Source organism: Clostridium sp. CM037 (assembly GCF_055081095.1).
Map to the genome: position 1 here is coordinate 1524798 of NZ_CM143650.1, position 15036 is coordinate 1539833.

Annotated in this window: 18 protein-coding genes and 1 tRNA gene; all 19 read left to right on the forward strand. The window is 31.2% G+C overall.

Going from position 1 to position 15036, the window contains the following annotated elements; genetic code table 11:
- Positions 1-23: 23 nt before the first annotated feature.
- The 19 genes from ACWJKP_RS07230 (at position 24) to ACWJKP_RS07320 (ending at position 14870) form a co-directional block, all read left to right on the forward strand.
- Positions 24-105, forward strand: a tRNA-Leu gene (locus tag ACWJKP_RS07230).
- A gap of 179 nt (positions 106-284) precedes the next feature.
- Positions 285-407 carry a hypothetical protein gene (locus ACWJKP_RS07235; RefSeq protein WP_258280648.1) on the forward strand — a complete coding sequence of 41 codons (123 nt, stop codon included), beginning with the start codon at positions 285-287 and terminating at the stop codon, positions 405-407.
- A gap of 145 nt (positions 408-552) precedes the next feature.
- Positions 553-1074, forward strand: a complete 522-nt coding sequence (locus tag ACWJKP_RS07240; RefSeq protein ID WP_165412869.1) for a hypothetical protein — start codon at positions 553-555, stop codon at positions 1072-1074.
- 213 nt (positions 1075-1287) lie between these two features.
- Positions 1288-1800 (forward strand): GNAT family N-acetyltransferase, encoded by a 513-nt coding sequence (locus ACWJKP_RS07245; RefSeq protein WP_165412870.1) that lies wholly within the window; start codon positions 1288-1290, stop codon positions 1798-1800.
- 137 nt (positions 1801-1937) lie between these two features.
- Positions 1938-2690 carry an SPOR domain-containing protein gene (locus ACWJKP_RS07250; protein ID WP_165412871.1) on the forward strand — a complete coding sequence of 251 codons (753 nt, stop codon included), beginning with the start codon at positions 1938-1940 and terminating at the stop codon, positions 2688-2690.
- Between the two features lie 201 nt (positions 2691-2891).
- Positions 2892-3152, forward strand: a complete 261-nt coding sequence (locus tag ACWJKP_RS07255) for a DUF4321 domain-containing protein (protein ID WP_165412872.1) — start codon at positions 2892-2894, stop codon at positions 3150-3152.
- 10 nt (positions 3153-3162) lie between these two features.
- Complete coding sequence (locus ACWJKP_RS07260; RefSeq protein WP_165412873.1) at positions 3163-3738, forward strand: Maf-like protein; 576 nt, start codon at positions 3163-3165, stop codon at positions 3736-3738.
- A gap of 11 nt (positions 3739-3749) precedes the next feature.
- Positions 3750-4436, forward strand: a complete 687-nt coding sequence (gene radC, locus ACWJKP_RS07265; RefSeq protein ID WP_165412874.1) for a RadC family protein — start codon at positions 3750-3752, stop codon at positions 4434-4436.
- 20 nt (positions 4437-4456) lie between these two features.
- Positions 4457-5464 (forward strand): rod shape-determining protein, encoded by a 1008-nt coding sequence (locus tag ACWJKP_RS07270; protein WP_165412875.1) that lies wholly within the window; start codon positions 4457-4459, stop codon positions 5462-5464.
- A gap of 2 nt (positions 5465-5466) precedes the next feature.
- Positions 5467-6318: a rod shape-determining protein MreC gene (gene mreC / locus ACWJKP_RS07275; RefSeq protein ID WP_165412876.1), complete on the forward strand. Its 852-nt coding sequence runs from the start codon at positions 5467-5469 to the stop codon at positions 6316-6318.
- 10 nt (positions 6319-6328) lie between these two features.
- A complete protein-coding gene (gene mreD, locus ACWJKP_RS07280; RefSeq protein ID WP_165412877.1) occupies positions 6329-6820 on the forward strand; it encodes a rod shape-determining protein MreD in 492 nt (163 codons plus the stop codon).
- Positions 6821-6860: 40 nt separating this feature from the next.
- Positions 6861-9722, forward strand: a complete 2862-nt coding sequence (locus tag ACWJKP_RS07285) for a penicillin-binding transpeptidase domain-containing protein (RefSeq protein WP_165412878.1) — start codon at positions 6861-6863, stop codon at positions 9720-9722.
- 237 nt (positions 9723-9959) lie between these two features.
- Positions 9960-10592 carry a septum site-determining protein MinC gene (gene minC / locus ACWJKP_RS07290; RefSeq protein WP_165412879.1) on the forward strand — a complete coding sequence of 211 codons (633 nt, stop codon included), beginning with the start codon at positions 9960-9962 and terminating at the stop codon, positions 10590-10592.
- Positions 10593-10606: 14 nt separating this feature from the next.
- The gene (minD, locus tag ACWJKP_RS07295; RefSeq protein ID WP_165412880.1) at positions 10607-11413 is read left to right on the forward strand and encodes a septum site-determining protein MinD; all 807 of its coding nucleotides are present in this window, start codon (positions 10607-10609) and stop codon (positions 11411-11413) included.
- A gap of 14 nt (positions 11414-11427) precedes the next feature.
- Positions 11428-11691, forward strand: coding sequence for a cell division topological specificity factor MinE (gene minE, locus ACWJKP_RS07300; RefSeq protein WP_165412881.1), 264 nt, complete (start codon positions 11428-11430; stop codon positions 11689-11691).
- A gap of 98 nt (positions 11692-11789) precedes the next feature.
- Positions 11790-12899: a rod shape-determining protein RodA gene (gene rodA, locus ACWJKP_RS07305; protein ID WP_411955897.1), complete on the forward strand. Its 1110-nt coding sequence runs from the start codon at positions 11790-11792 to the stop codon at positions 12897-12899.
- 33 nt (positions 12900-12932) lie between these two features.
- On the forward strand, positions 12933-13304 hold the full coding sequence (locus tag ACWJKP_RS07310; protein WP_216301771.1) for a methylglyoxal synthase: 372 nt from the start codon (positions 12933-12935) through the stop codon (positions 13302-13304).
- A gap of 147 nt (positions 13305-13451) precedes the next feature.
- Positions 13452-13838, forward strand: coding sequence for a hypothetical protein (locus ACWJKP_RS07315; protein WP_165412884.1), 387 nt, complete (start codon positions 13452-13454; stop codon positions 13836-13838).
- Positions 13839-14009: 171 nt separating this feature from the next.
- Entirely contained in the window at positions 14010-14870 is an 861-nt protein-coding gene (locus ACWJKP_RS07320) for a M50 family metallopeptidase (RefSeq protein WP_165412885.1), read from the forward strand.
- Positions 14871-15036: the final 166 nt, after the last annotated feature.

The window sequence follows — 15036 nt, forward strand, 5'->3', positions numbered from 1 at the left end:
TTTATATTAAATAAACAAAATTTGCGATAGTGGCGGAATGGCAGACGCGCACGTTTAAGGGACGTGTGGGAGACCATACGGGTTCAAGTCCCGTCTGTCGCACCAAAAAATTATATTACTTTAAAAAAGAGGTAGAAATACCTCTTTTTTTTAACGACTTTCCTTCAGAAGTTGTTAATATTGCAGTACCGCGGGTGATGATTTAATTGGTAAGATAAAAACCTATGAAAAGTGAATTTTTTTAAGAAATATGGAAAAACTAACATCTGAAAGAGGTGTTATTTATGAAAAACAAAAACAATAATTCTAATGAAAAACAGGAGAAACCACTCAAAAATAAAGAAAATAATCCAGTTACTATAAATGGTGATAGTAACATGAGAAAGCCTGTAAGAGGATTAAAGTAGAGGCGCTATAAAAAGTGAGCGCTATAAAGAGGGTGTAATTACATCCTCTTTATTTTTTTTTTGCATATTGTCATAAAATTAGTATCAAAACACGGCCTCTAGCATAAATTGTTAATGTATTAAGTTATAAATAGGGAGGGCGGTTATGAAACTAGAGGACAGAAATATTGAAGATATAGACATGAAGGAAGAATATGAAATGGTTCCACTAGAACCTATGATGTATGGATATGGGCAAATGAATATGATGCCGAATATGGGCATGAACCCAAATGTGGGTATGAACCCAAACATGGGAATGCAAATGGGAGATATGCAGGATGTAAATCCAAATATGGGGATCAATTCGATTATGGGAATGAACCAATTTAATGAAGACATGTTCATGAATGGGTCCAATCCAATGGGTATGACGTATGGAGATGTATCTATGAAAGGTTTTGAGCAGGGGGATGAAGATTTAAGACAATTGGATAATTATCAAGATAGATCCCCATTTGATAGACCTAATCCCCAATACAATGATGTTGAGTCCATTGTAAGAAGAATTGAGAGGTATAACCCTGCCATATTTAGGAGGTTAAATAGGTGTGGGATACCATATTTAGAAGCAAAAGAAATAGTTAGAAGAATCGTTAGAGTAACACTTATGTACAGAGATGAATAAAAAATAGTAATCATTTAACATAAAGAAAAACAAAATTCATCTAGAACCCTATAAAAACTTATAGGGTTATTTGATTTGTAATGATTTGACAAAAAAATAAAAATATAGAAGTGCTAATATAATTTTTTTTGAAGGGGATTTAAAAGTAACGTAGAATTTAATTATTAAAGAGGCATAAAATGTTAAACAGTAGTAAATTGAAGAGGTGTAATTATGTTTAATATAGATATTAAATTTGATGATGTTAGCATTATGAATGTAGAAAAAGAGGATATTTTAAAAATTAAAAATTGGACTAATAAACAGCAAGCTTTTAATATAGAGGCAAGGTTAAATTATGATATTAAGGAATTTTATGAAAGATATTTAGAGTGTTATGTGAGTGAAGGGGAATACTTTCTTAAAGTGTTACATGGTAGTGAACTTATAGGTATTATAAAAGGTAGAATAGAATTTAAAAATCCAAATGAAGTATGGATTATGTGTTATTTAATAGAAATTAGACTATATGATGCTGATATATCAAACATAATTATTAATGAGTTTTCAAAGCATTTACATGAAAATTATGGAATGTGTCATTTCTATACTTTTGTTTCATCTAATAATAATGCAATGGTGGAATTTTGGAAACGCAATAACTTTGAAGAAAGTAGGGTAACAAGCAATTTTTTTAAGATAAATAGCGAAGACAAGGATATAATAATTCTAAAAAAAACAATTTAATATATATATTTTTTTTTATTCTAAAATCAATTTTAAAATAATAGTATTTTAAATAAGGCATCTAAAAAAATAGACTACAAGTTACTAGTTATTTTTTAAAAGATGTTTAAAGATTTATTAAATTAGGGGATGATAAAATGAGATATACTAGATATAATTATAAGACGCCTAGGAAAAATAATAATTTTATGATTGTAATTACATTAACTTTGATAGCAGCCATTGCCTTGGGCACAATGTTGTCCAAGCTAATACCTAATAATAACGTAAAAACGGGTACAGGTGATAAAACTACTAAAACGGATATAGTAAAAGACAGTAAAGTAAATCAAGATAGTAAAGTGAACAAAGAGAGCGTAGATGTTTCTAAAGTGATTCCTCAAACTAATATTAAAGATTATGTAGCAATACAATGTGGCGTTTTTAGCGCGAAGGAAAATGCTTTAATTCTGAAAAAAAGTTTAATGGAGTTTAGTACACCATTTATCCTTGAAGAAGATAAATTATATAAAGTTTTGGTTGGTGTTTATCCTAAAGATAGGATTGGTAATATTATTAAACAACTTGATGCAAAAAAAATAATGTATACTAAAATTAATTTTCAATTGAGTGGAAAGGATTCAACAAGTGCACAAACCAATGAAATGATAAGTGCTGATCTTAAAATATTAAATAAACTTTCAGAAAAGGATACTAAATCAATTAAAACTGTAGAATTAAAAAAATGGATAGGTTCTTTAAAGGGTGCGGAAGAAAAAAGTAAAAATTATAGTACCATGACTGAAATGAAATCATATTTAACTGCAATGCCAGCGGAATTAAAAAAGGAAAAAACAGAGGAGGGGTATATCTACATCTATAAATATATAAAGAAAATATTAAAGAAGTAGAATGATGTGGAATTAAATCATTAAAAATACAAATAGATTATTTGAATCTATTTGTATTTTTTTATCTAAATGCTAGTGGATATTTTTGCAACTTAATAAATTACAATTATAAACTTTTTTTGAATATTAAATTTATACACTTGTGTATGAATTTATTAAATGTTAAAATGTATAGGATATAAGTAAAGTGGGGGGTACGATTTGAAAAGTGCAGAAGGAAGAAATCCGTATTTTATTTTTTTTATACTGATTGGAGCTATTTCTGGAAGTTTTATAGGTGAACTATTAGGAGATAACGTAAGCGCACTCAAATTTTTAAAGAGTACATACACCATAGGAATGAATACTCCTATGCTTATAGATTTTAAAGTATTAGCAGTAACTTTCGGTATAAATTTTAATATTAATATAATGTCTATTATAGGCATTGTTTTGGCAATAATATTATATAGAAAATATTAGGAGTGATGTAGTGGATATTATTCTAGCTTCTGCATCTTTGCGTAGGGTGGAACTTTTAAAAAAAATAACTAGCAATTTCAAGGTAATAGTAAGTGACTTTGAAGAGAGTGACGTATTATTTTCTGGGAATTGTGGAGACTACGTTATGACCTTAGCAAAAGGAAAGGCTGTAGCTGTTTGTAGTAGCGTTAAAAAACCAGCTGTTATAATAGGGTGTGATACTATTGTTTATTTCAAAGGCAAAGTGCTTGGTAAACCTAAAAATAACAAGCAAGCTTTTCAAATGATTAGTGATTTAAGTGATAATACACATGAGGTATATACAGGAATTGCAGTAATAAACACCGAAACTCAAGAGATTAGTACTGAGTATGTTTGTACGGAAGTAAAATTTTCAAAATTGTCTTCAATAGAAATAAACAATTACATAGAAAAGGGCGAGTCACTTGATAAGGCTGGAGCTTATGGAATACAAGGAGCAGCATCTCTATTTGTTGAAGAAATAAAGGGCTGTTACTATAGTGTGGTGGGGCTACCAGTAAATAAATTATATTTTATGTTAAGGGAGATGGGGGTCAATCTATAAAGGAGTTGTTTATGGGTATGACGTGCAAAATCATGGATTTGCCTCAAAATGAAAGGCCAAGGGAAAAATTGTTAAGATACGGTGCTGAAACTTTATCCAACAATGAGCTATTAGCTATAATACTTAGAATAGGATCAAAAAATGAAAATATTATAAGTCTTTGTGATAGAATAATTTCTGAGTGTGGCGGACTAAATGGACTTCTAAGTTCAAGTGCAGAAGAATTTATGAATTTAAAGGGTGTTGGAAATGCTAAAGCAACACAACTTTTAGCACTTACAGAAATTTCAAAAAGATTTAGAAGTTTTAAATCAGGAGAAGAGTACAAAATTACTTCCCCAAAAGATGTTGCAGAATATCTTATGGAGGAAATGAGATATTTAAAAAAAGAATATCTTAAATTAGTTATGCTAAACACAAAGAATGTCATTATAAGTATAAAGGATATCTCAATTGGTAATTTAAACACTTCGATAGTTCATCCAAGAGAAGTGTTTTACGAAGCTATTAAAAGATGTAGTGCTTCCGTGGTTATTTGTCACAATCATCCGTCTGGAGATCCAACTCCTAGCAAGGAAGATGTAAACATTACTATAAGACTTCAAGAATGTGGTAAATTACTAGGGATAGAAGTGCTTGATCATATAATTATTGGGAATGGAACTTATACGAGTTTAAAAGAAAAAGGAATACTTTAGATACGAAGGGAGAAATTACAATGGGAATATTTGGAACAACTCGAGATATGGGAATAGATTTAGGAACAGCAAATACATTAATTTACTTGAAGGGGAAAGGAATTGTACTAAGAGAACCTTCTGTTGTAGCTATAAATGTAAATACTAATAAGGTATTAGCCGTTGGTGAAGAAGCTAAACAGATGATAGGTAGAACACCAGGTAACATTGTTGCCATTAGACCTATGCAGGATGGAGTAATTGCAGATTTTGAGATTACTGAAAAAATGCTTAAACACTTTATAAATAAAATTAGTTCAAAAGGTCTTACAAGTCCAAGAATTGTAGTTGGATTTCCGTCTGGTGTAACTGAGGTTGAAAAGAGAGCAATTGAGGAAGCAACTAAAAGAGCAGGTGCAAGAGAAGCATATTTAATGGAAGAACCGATGGCTGCAGCAATTGGAGCTGGACTTCCTGTAAATGAACCAACCGGAAGTATGATAGTGGATATTGGGGGCGGAACTACGGAAGTGGCAATAATTTCATTAGGTGGAATTGTAACAAGCAAGTCTCTAAGAGTGGCAGGGGACAAGTTAGATCAATCAATAATAGCCTTTGTTAAAAAACAGTACAGCCTTATGATAGGTGAGAGAACTGCGGAAAATATTAAAACGGAGCTTGGATCAGTATATGAGCTAGAAGATGATGATATGAGTATGGAAATAACAGGAAGAGATTTGATAACTGGATTACCAAAAGTGATAGAAGTAACGCAAAAGGAAGTAAGAGAAGCACTTAGTGAGCCAGTTCAAGCAATAATTGAGGCAATAATAACAACCCTTGAAAAAACCCCACCAGAGCTTGCGTCAGATATTATGGAAAAAGGAATTATGTTAACTGGAGGCGGAGCGTTATTAAAAGGAATAGATACACTTATAAATCACGAAACGCATATGCCTGTACACATAGCTGAAAATCCACTTGATTGTGTTGCCATAGGAGCAGGAAAAGCTCTCGTTAATATAGACGTCATGAGTAAAAGAAGATAAATATGGGATTTTTAAAAAATAAACTGGCAGTAGTTATTATAATACTGTCAGTTACATTTTTATCTTTAATAGGATATAGTGCAAATCGAGAAAAAATATCTTTCGTGGAGAATGGTGTGGGTGTAACGATAAATTCAGTGCAGGGTATATTTTATGGTGGGTTTCATAAAATAAAGGGTTCTTTTAAATTTATAACAAACTTTTCAAATGTTAAAGCGCAAAATGAAAAACTTCTAAAAACTAATAGTGAGTTACAAGTTAAAGCATTAGAATATGATACTGCAATAAAAGAGAATGAGAGGTTAAGAAAATTTTTTAATTTTTCAAATCAAAGAGATGAATACAACTATGTAGGTGCTGAAATAATAGGATTAAGTGGAAATGGTTTTTCAGATGGCTTTATAATAAATAAAGGTACAAATAAAGGCATAAAAAAAGGAATGATAGCCATGACTGGAGACGGGCTCGTAGGTCAGGTTACATCTGTTGGTGATGACTTGGCTACCGTTCAATGTTTATCTAATGAAAATATTTCAGTGGCAGGTCTTGTTCAAAGTACAAGAGATAATAATGGTATGGTTAAAGGATATAAAGATGAGAACAATAAATTACTAGCCGAAATACACTATCTATCTGTAGATTCGAGTATAAAAAAAGACGATATAATAGTAACATCTGGCCTGGGTCGCAGATATCCATCTGAAATTAGAATAGGAAAGGTGTTAAGTGTTCATGAGGATAAAGGTGAAGTAATGAAAAGTGCTATAATCGAGCCATATGTTGACTTTTCAAAAATCGAAGAAGTTTTTATTGTGGTACCAAAACATATAAAAGATGGTGAAATAATATATTAGGAGTTGTAGTATGAAGAGAATATTAACAGTAGTATGGTTATGTATTCTATTCCTAATATTAGATAATACGTTGATGCCTTTACTCAAAATAAACGGTACATATCCAAGTTTAATATTTACTTTTGCACTGTGTTATTCGATTGTTAGTTCGCCAAAAGACGCAGTAATAATTGGAGTTTTTACTGGCGCACTGCAGGACATCTATTTCTTAAATGGATTTGGAATCAATATGTTAAGTAATATGCTTATGTGTGCTATAGCTGCAAACATAGGTAAAAATATATTTGTTGAAAAACCATTTTTGCCAATAGTTTCAACTTTTGTGTTAAGTTTAGTAAAAGGGTTAATAGTATTTTCTATATTGTTTTTGATAAAGCAATATACACATATGGGGGTAGTATTATATCATGGAATATATAATCTAATAGTTTCTATTTTTATGTATAAATTCGTATATAAACTTTCACAAAAAGAATATATGAAGAAAGAGTGGAAATTTTGATGCAGTACATTTATATGATTTTAAAAAGGTTGGTGCAAAAGTGAGAAAGAAAAATAAAAATAATAATAAATTTTCTAGATTTAATGCTTTAATTGTAATTATGATTTTGATTTTCTCAGTTATTATTTTCAAATTAGTGAATATACAGGTAATCAATGGCCGGGTGTATATGGAAACTGCAAATCAACAAAATCATAAGATAATATCTAAAGTAGCACCAAGAGGTGAGATAATTGATAGAAATGGTGCGAAACTCGCTACAAGCAAGCAAAGTTATATAGTGACATTTACTAAAATAAAAGAGAGTGAAGAAAAATTCTTGCCAACTATTGATAAGGTATTTAAAATTCTTGATGATAACAAGCAAACTCAGGTAGATGAGTTTGCACTTAAAGTAAATACTAGTGAGGATAAAAAAGATGTAGAGTATAGCTTTGTATTTAAGACCTCAGATAAAACGTCACAAGAGTGGATGGAACTTAGATTTAAAAAAGATAGAGGGTTTGATGAGGCAGCTATTAAAAAACTTTATAAGGGTAAAAATAAAGATGATTTAACTGCTGATCAACTTAAAAAAGTTGATGAAGAGCTTTTAAAGATTACGCCAGAAGAAGTGTATAATCAACTAATAGTGGATTATAAGCTGGACGAAATCAAGGATTCTAAAAGCAAAGAAGAGCTCAGACGGTATATGGTAGTTAAGGACAATATAAAAATTCAGAGTGTTTCCGGATCTAAACCAGTAGTTATCGCTAACGATTTATCTAAGGACGTTGCGTTTATTTTTGAACAAATGCAACCTGAAATTCCTGGTATTAGTGTTATGACTCAGCCTGTTAGAGTCTATCCTAATAAGGATCTAGGTTCAGCTTTCCTAGGTTATATTTCTAAGATAAATCCTTGGGATTCATCTAAGTATGAAGAAAAAGGTTATGATATAAGTACGGATTCTATAGGTACTTCAGGAATTGAATCAGCTTTTGAAGATGTTTTAAAGGGAACTAAAGGACAAGAAAGTATAATAGTTAACAAACAAGGACGTAAAGTTAATACGTTAGGTGAGATTGCAACTTATCCTGGGCAAACAGTGCAGCTTAATATAGATAAAAATATGCAATATGCTGCAGAGAAATCTTTAGATGCTGTGATGCTCGATCTACAAAAAAAAGGGAAGGACATATCTCAAAGTGTTGATACAACAAATGCAACCAGAGGCGCGGCGGTGGTAATTGAAGTTAAGACGGGCAAGATATTAGCACTGGTAAGTAGACCTGGGTATGATCCTAATATGTTTGCAGAGGGGTTAACTAGTGCTCAATATGATGAGTTGCTAGGCCCAGTCACAGAGAAAATAGGACTAGATTATATTAAAAAAAGAGGGCTTGCAGATATTAAAGGGGTACTAACCGACAGTGATATGTCAAAATCCAAAGAAGAAAGAGAGAAAATAGTACTTGATTATATGTTCCCGATAGATAAAAGTATAAAAGGGAATACTACAATTAGGAAGGATAATAATGATATTTTCCCCAAAGCAACTTTCAATTATGCAACTAAATCTCTAATACAACCTGGTTCCACGTTTAAACCAGTGACAGCTGTTGCTGGGCTAGAAGAAGGCGTTATAACCAAGGATAGTCAAGTAAATGATAATGGACCATACAATCACCGTTATGAAAGCGTTACAGCTGCATGTTGGGTATATAACGAGCATGGTTATGGGCATGGAATGGTAAATATTCAAAAGGCAATGAGAGAATCTTGTAATTTTTACTTTTATGATGTGGCTGATAAACTTTTTGAAAAGGCTGGTGAAAACAAAGCTGGATTAGACTTACTAGCAAAATATGCATGGAAATTTGGTCTTGGCATAGATCCGAATAGTAATAAAAAGCGCGCTACTGGTATAGAGATTCCAGAAAGCTTTGGACAGGTATATAATTATGAATCTAGTAAAGAAATATTAGCTAATATTCATATAAGTAATCTAGTGAAACTTTTACAAAGCGGAATAAATAATGGAGGAGTAAAATTTAAACCTCTTGATATTGAACCAAAAGCTGAAAGTGGCACTACTAAAGAAATAGATGAAATAAAAAAAGCAAATGAAAACAAACGTAAGTATCTTGCTATAATTAAGGAAAAAATGAAAAAAGACAAGATAGATTCTATTAATTCAAATATGGTAAAGGAGCTCATTGAAGGTTCCTCAGCATTAAAAAGTAATAATTATACAGATAAAGATATCAAAGCAATGTCTGAAACTATAAATTCAGAAATAAGTGATTGTAATACTGAAATTAATACTGCAGCTAATGCATACTATGCAGCTATAGGTCAGGGGTTTGATTCTTTTACACCGCTTCAGTTGGCAAATTATGTATCTACCTTGGTAAATGGAGGAAATAGATATGAACTGCATTTGGTTGATAAAACTTTAGATGCGGATGGGAATGTAATTAAGCAAACTAAGCCTGTAGTTCTAGAAAAAACTGGGATAAGTGAGAATACAACTAATATAATTAAAGAGGGTATGTTAGAAGTTACTAGTGATCCTCAAGGTACAGCATATAACGTATTTAAAGATTTCCCTATACAAAATGGAGGGAAGACAGGTTCCGCTACTTTTAATGAGGTTACTCAAACAGCTCTCGGAAGGACTTCCTTCGGATATTATATTGGTTTTGCTCCCTATGACAAACCTGAAATAGCTGTTTGCGCAGTGGTTTTCGATGGAGGTCATGGTGGTTATGTGACTCCAGTTGCAAAAGCAGTTTATGAGCAATATTTTAAAGCAGAATTACTTAAAAAAGATCCTAAATATAAATTTATGGTTGATCCAGATAAGGAAACTAGTAATATAGATTTAAATGGTACTACAAATGGGAATGGTCACGATTAGTAAAAAAATTTAAATTATAAGGAAATTAGAACTTTAAATAAACTCTGACAAATTTGTTTGTTAGAGTTTATTTAATTGTAAAAGAATAGAGAAAAAATAAAAAAATATATTTATATTGAAATTAAGCAGGAATTTACTGTTAATATGTTGAAATAATAGCTTAAGTTCAATTATGGAGCAAAACGATTATTTATTTAAAAGTTACGTACACCAGATGAGAACTAGGAGGTTAAAATTATGGTTACAGATAAAATAATCATTAAGGGAAATAAAGAGGGATTAAATGTAGTTATAAATATGAATCATTTCAGTGATTTTGATGACATGCTAGACTCTTTAATTGATAAGCTATCACAAGGGAGGAAATTTTACAAAGGTAGCACTTTGAAAATTACTACTGAACTTAAATACATAAATGAAAGGGAAAGTATAAAATTAAAGGAAATATTATTTGATGAATTTTTAATTAGTGATTGTATTTTTCAGGAGCAAGAAGATTCCGTAGGAAAAGTGTTTACCGGAATTTATGAGGGGAAAACTAAGTTTTTGAGGAAAACTATAAGAAGCGGACAAAGTATAAATTATCCTGGTAATGTAGTTATAGTTGGTGATGTTAACCCAGGAGCTGAAATATATGCAGCAGGAAATATAATTGTTATTGGTACTTTAAGAGGGGTTGTACATGCGGGTACTAATGGTAATGAAAAAGCTATAATTGCGGCAGTTAAGTTGCAACCTCAAATACTTCAGATAGGAAGCATAGTAACGAGGTCCCCTGAGGATGAAGTAAAGCCTCTATATCCGGAGGTGGCAAAAATTAAAAATGGCAATATCATTGTAGAACCGTATTTAGCAAATAAATATATATAATGGAGGTAATGCACATGGGAGAATCTATAGTTATAACTTCGGGTAAGGGTGGGGTAGGTAAGACAACTACCACAGCAAATATTGGAACAGCTATTGCATCTATGGACAAAAAAGTAGTAGTTATTGATGGAGATACAGGGCTTCGAAACCTAGATGTTTTAATGGGACTTGAGAATAGAGTAGTATTTACATTAGTAGATGTTATTGAAAAAAAATGCAGGTTAAAGCAAGCCCTAATAAAAGATAAAAGGTTTAACAATTTATATTTGTTACCAACAGCTCAAACAAGAGACAAGAATGACATTGATATAAAGGATATGCTTTTAGTAGTAAAGGAGTTAAAAGAAAACTTTGATTACGTTATTATAGACTGTCCTGCAGGTATTGAGCAAGGTTTTGAAAATGCTATAGTAGGAGCTGATAGAGCTATTATAGTGGTTAATCCTGAACTCACTTCAGTTAGGGATGCAGATAGGGTAATAGGAAAATTAGATTCTAAGGGTATAGATAGACATGAGGTTATAATAAACAGAATGAACTATGAAATGACAAAAAATGGGGATATGTTATCTGTAGATGATATTATAGAATGTTTGGCCATTAAATTAATAGGCGTCGTTCCAGATGATAGGAAGGTTACTATTTCAACAAACAAAGGGGAACCAATCGTTCTTGATGAAAAGTCTTTGGCGGGTCTAGCTTTTAAAAACATAGCAAGGCGAATAATGGGAGAGGAAGTATCATATGCTTCACTAGATGGATCATCATGTAGTGGGACAGGATTCTTTGCTTCTCTAAAAAGAATATTTAAAGGGATATAGGGGGTAGGGCATTAATGAATTTATTTAAAATGTTTTCTAATAAAATTTTTTCAAAGGATATTGCAAGTGATAGATTAAAGTTGATTTTAATACATGATAGAGCGGACTTTTCACCTAATTTTCTAGAAATGATTAAGGCCGACATACTAAAGGTAATTTCAAAATACGCCGAAATAGAAACGGGGGAAATTGAGGTTAGATTAACAACAACGGAAGAATATGAAGGAAATTCACCAGCACTAATTGCAAATATACCTATTAAAAAAATAAAGAGATAAGTTAGCAAAGGCTTTGTATAATTAACAACTTATGCATAGCTTTTTTTTATTAATATGATATAATCATATTTGAGATGGAGGTAGGTTAAACCATGAAAATTTTACAAAACCTAAGACTTAATAAAAAACTGTTAAGAGAATTGGATTATAGTGTGATTATAGTAGCAATTTCTATTGTGATTTTTGGATGCATAAATATTTATAGTGCTACAGTGAAGAATTATGGAACTAAGTTAGTTAAAATGCAAATTATATGGTTGATAGTAAGTATTGCTGTTATGTATGTTCTTGTGGCCTTTGATTATATGTTAATAGAAAATTATGCCGTTATAATATATTGGGCAGGCGTTGCATTGTTAATATATGGTGATGTTTTTGGAACTGTTGTAAATGGTGCAAGATCTTGGGTAAATATAGGCATAGGCACCCTGCAACCGTCAGAATTTGCTAAGATTGGCATGATAATAATGCTGGCTAAGAAATTAGATGAAATGGACGGGAAAATTAACGATCCTAAAAATTTGTTCAAGTTAATATTTTATGCAGCAGTGCCAACAATCTTAATTGTTATTCAACCGGATATGGGAATGACTATGGTAAGCTTTTTTATAGTACTAGGGATATTTTATTGTATAGGACTAAATTACAAAGTGATAATTGGAGGAATAACTTCAATTGTACTGTTAATCGTAGGTTTATGGAATTCGTCACTAATCCAAACTTATTGGAAAGGAAGACTCACTTCATTCTTGAATCCTGAGAAATTTGCACAAACGTATGGTCATCAGCTTATTCAAGCAACACTCGCTATAGGCTCGGGAGGAATACTAGGACGAGGTTTTGGAAAAGGAGTGCAGTTTAGCTCTGTTCCAGAAAATCAGACGGATTTTATTTTTGCCGTCTTAGCAGAAGAATGGGGACTTATTGGTGCATTAGTATTATTATTATTATATGGACTACTTATATGCAGGTTAGTAAAAATTGCAAAAGAATCGAAAGATATTTTTGGCACTGTGTTGTGTGTGGGATTTATTTCGAATTTATTATTTTCAATAATGCAAAATATGGGAATGACAATGGGACTTATGCCTATTACAGGAATAACTCTACCATTTATGAGTTATGGTGGGAGCTCGCTTTTAGCAACTTTTATATCATTAGGATTAGTGCTCAATGTAGGTATGAGAAGGAAAAAAATAAATTTTTGATAATATTCAAATAAGGTATGAGGGGGAATAGATATGAGAATAGCACTAGTAGCCCATGATAAAAAAAAGGCTGATATGATTGACTTTGCAACAAGGTACAAGGATGTTTTAGAAAAACATGATTTATACGGAACAGGGACAACAGGAAAATTAATAAGTGAACAAGTGGGACTTGATGTTACTAGGTTTTTATCAGGACCACTTGGCGGTGACCAGCAAATAGGTGCAAAGCTTGCACAAGAAGAATTGGATATGATAATTTTTTTAAGTGATCCACTAACGCCTCAACCGCATGAACCAGATATTTCAGCACTTCTTAGATTATGTGATGTACATTGTGTTCCACTTGCCACAAATTTAGGTACAGCGGAAGTTTTAATGAGAAGTTTAAAAAATCGTAAATAGAACAACATAACCGAGTAAGCACTGCATAGTTTGCAGTGCTTATTTTGTTTAAGATGATATAATATATACTTTTTTCTTATAATATGTAATATAAATGGTAGAAATTAAATATATATAAATAGTAAAAGATTGTTAGAGGGGGATAAAATGGGTAATTATAATACGCAGTATCAAAGCTATTATAATAATTTGGCAAAAAGGCATAGAAGCGCAAATAGTTTTCATAGTGAAAATAACAAACAAAGTGGAATGCCTAATTTTTATATAAAAAGATTAACCAGGGAATTGATTGGTGTACTAGTATTGTTTATTTTTGTATTATGCTTAAAAGTAGTAGTTACACCTAAAACTCAATATGTTTATAATTATTCTAAGCAAGCAATAAACAAAGAGTATGATTATGGTACATTAATAGATAAAGCGAAGGGCGTTAAATTTAAAGATGTAGAAGCTGTTACAGTGAATTTCATAGAGAAGGTTAAAAGCAAAATTTCAAGTGGGGATGGAATAAATAGTAAAGATATTAATTTTTGATGATTTAATGACAGTTCAGAAGGGAAGCCGGCCGCTTCTATAAGTAGGAGGTCCATACTATAGCAAAAAAGAAACTTTAGTGGGAATATAGATCTCCTTCTGAAGTCGTTAATATTGCAGCTCCGCAGGAGATGATTTAATGACAGTTCAGCAATTGCTTTGGGGGATTAATTGATAAGAATAAGTAAGTTATTTATACCGTATATTATTTTGTTAATAATATTAGGATTTAAAGGAGAGTTAGTAGTAGCTTTTGCTTTTGTATTCATCCATGAGATGATGCATTATTTAACTGCTAGAATTTTAGGATTTTCAGGCTTTGATATCGAAATTCTTCCTATAGGAGCCGTACTTAAGGTGAAAGATTTAGATGAAGCAAGTGCTAAAGAGGATTTAATAATTTCTTTATCGGGTCCCTTATTAAACTTATTATTAGCAGTTATTTTTTATATTTTATTTATATTATTCAATAGACCTTATTTGCATTTAATTTATAAAAGCAATTTAGCTTTAGGCATTTTTAATCTTATACCAGCCTTTCCACTGGACGGAGGAAGGGTGCTTAGGGATATCCTTAATATTAAGACTATATATAGAAGGGCAAATGAAATTTCTATTATGGTTAGTATGATTCTTGGAAGTATTTTCATGTTTATATATTTTGTAAGTGTAGCAGCAAATAAAAGCAACTTTAATTTAGGCTTAATTTCTATATTTATTTTAATATCTTCGATTAAAGAAAAGGAAAGGATAGTATATTTGATTATGGGTTATATTATTAGGAAGAAACATAGATTTATAAAGAGAGGATATGTAGAGAATAAAAGTATATCTGTTTTTTGTGAAAAAAATTTATTATCGGTACTAGGAATAATTGATAAGAATAAGTACAATTTGTTTACAATACTAGATGAAAATATGACATTGCTAGATACGTTGTATGAAGAAGAAATAATTGAGGCAATAAAAGCCTATGGTAATATAAGCCTAAGTGAGTACATTGACATTAAAAAATTAAAAAATAATGTATAATAAGATATCTTAAAGTAAAACAAAGCATATTAAAGGTTGGGTGTTTTACTTTAAGATATTTTTCATTTTGAGATTTAACGCTCATGTGTTAGAATAAAATAATGTAATGTGTCTATGGCAGATACAAAGGATAACTATTATCTAGCCTAGAGAAAAAACGAGGAGT

Coding starts and splice junctions, on each gene's coding strand:
- ACWJKP_RS07270 (WP_165412875.1), top strand. CDS start 4,457: ATGGGAATATTTGGAACAACTCGAGATATGGGAATAGATTTAGGAACA.
- minE (WP_165412881.1), top strand. CDS start 11,428: ATGAATTTATTTAAAATGTTTTCTAATAAAATTTTTTCAAAGGATATT.
- ACWJKP_RS07250 (WP_165412871.1), top strand. CDS start 1,938: ATGAGATATACTAGATATAATTATAAGACGCCTAGGAAAAATAATAAT.
- ACWJKP_RS07310 (WP_216301771.1), top strand. CDS start 12,933: ATGAGAATAGCACTAGTAGCCCATGATAAAAAAAAGGCTGATATGATT.
- mreD (WP_165412877.1), top strand. CDS start 6,329: ATGAAGAGAATATTAACAGTAGTATGGTTATGTATTCTATTCCTAATA.
- ACWJKP_RS07240 (WP_165412869.1), top strand. CDS start 553: ATGAAACTAGAGGACAGAAATATTGAAGATATAGACATGAAGGAAGAA.
- minD (WP_165412880.1), top strand. CDS start 10,607: ATGGGAGAATCTATAGTTATAACTTCGGGTAAGGGTGGGGTAGGTAAG.
- ACWJKP_RS07245 (WP_165412870.1), top strand. CDS start 1,288: ATGTTTAATATAGATATTAAATTTGATGATGTTAGCATTATGAATGTA.
- ACWJKP_RS07315 (WP_165412884.1), top strand. CDS start 13,452: ATGGGTAATTATAATACGCAGTATCAAAGCTATTATAATAATTTGGCA.
- mreC (WP_165412876.1), top strand. CDS start 5,467: ATGGGATTTTTAAAAAATAAACTGGCAGTAGTTATTATAATACTGTCA.
- minC (WP_165412879.1), top strand. CDS start 9,960: ATGGTTACAGATAAAATAATCATTAAGGGAAATAAAGAGGGATTAAAT.
- radC (WP_165412874.1), top strand. CDS start 3,750: ATGGGTATGACGTGCAAAATCATGGATTTGCCTCAAAATGAAAGGCCA.
- ACWJKP_RS07235 (WP_258280648.1), top strand. CDS start 285: ATGAAAAACAAAAACAATAATTCTAATGAAAAACAGGAGAAACCACTC.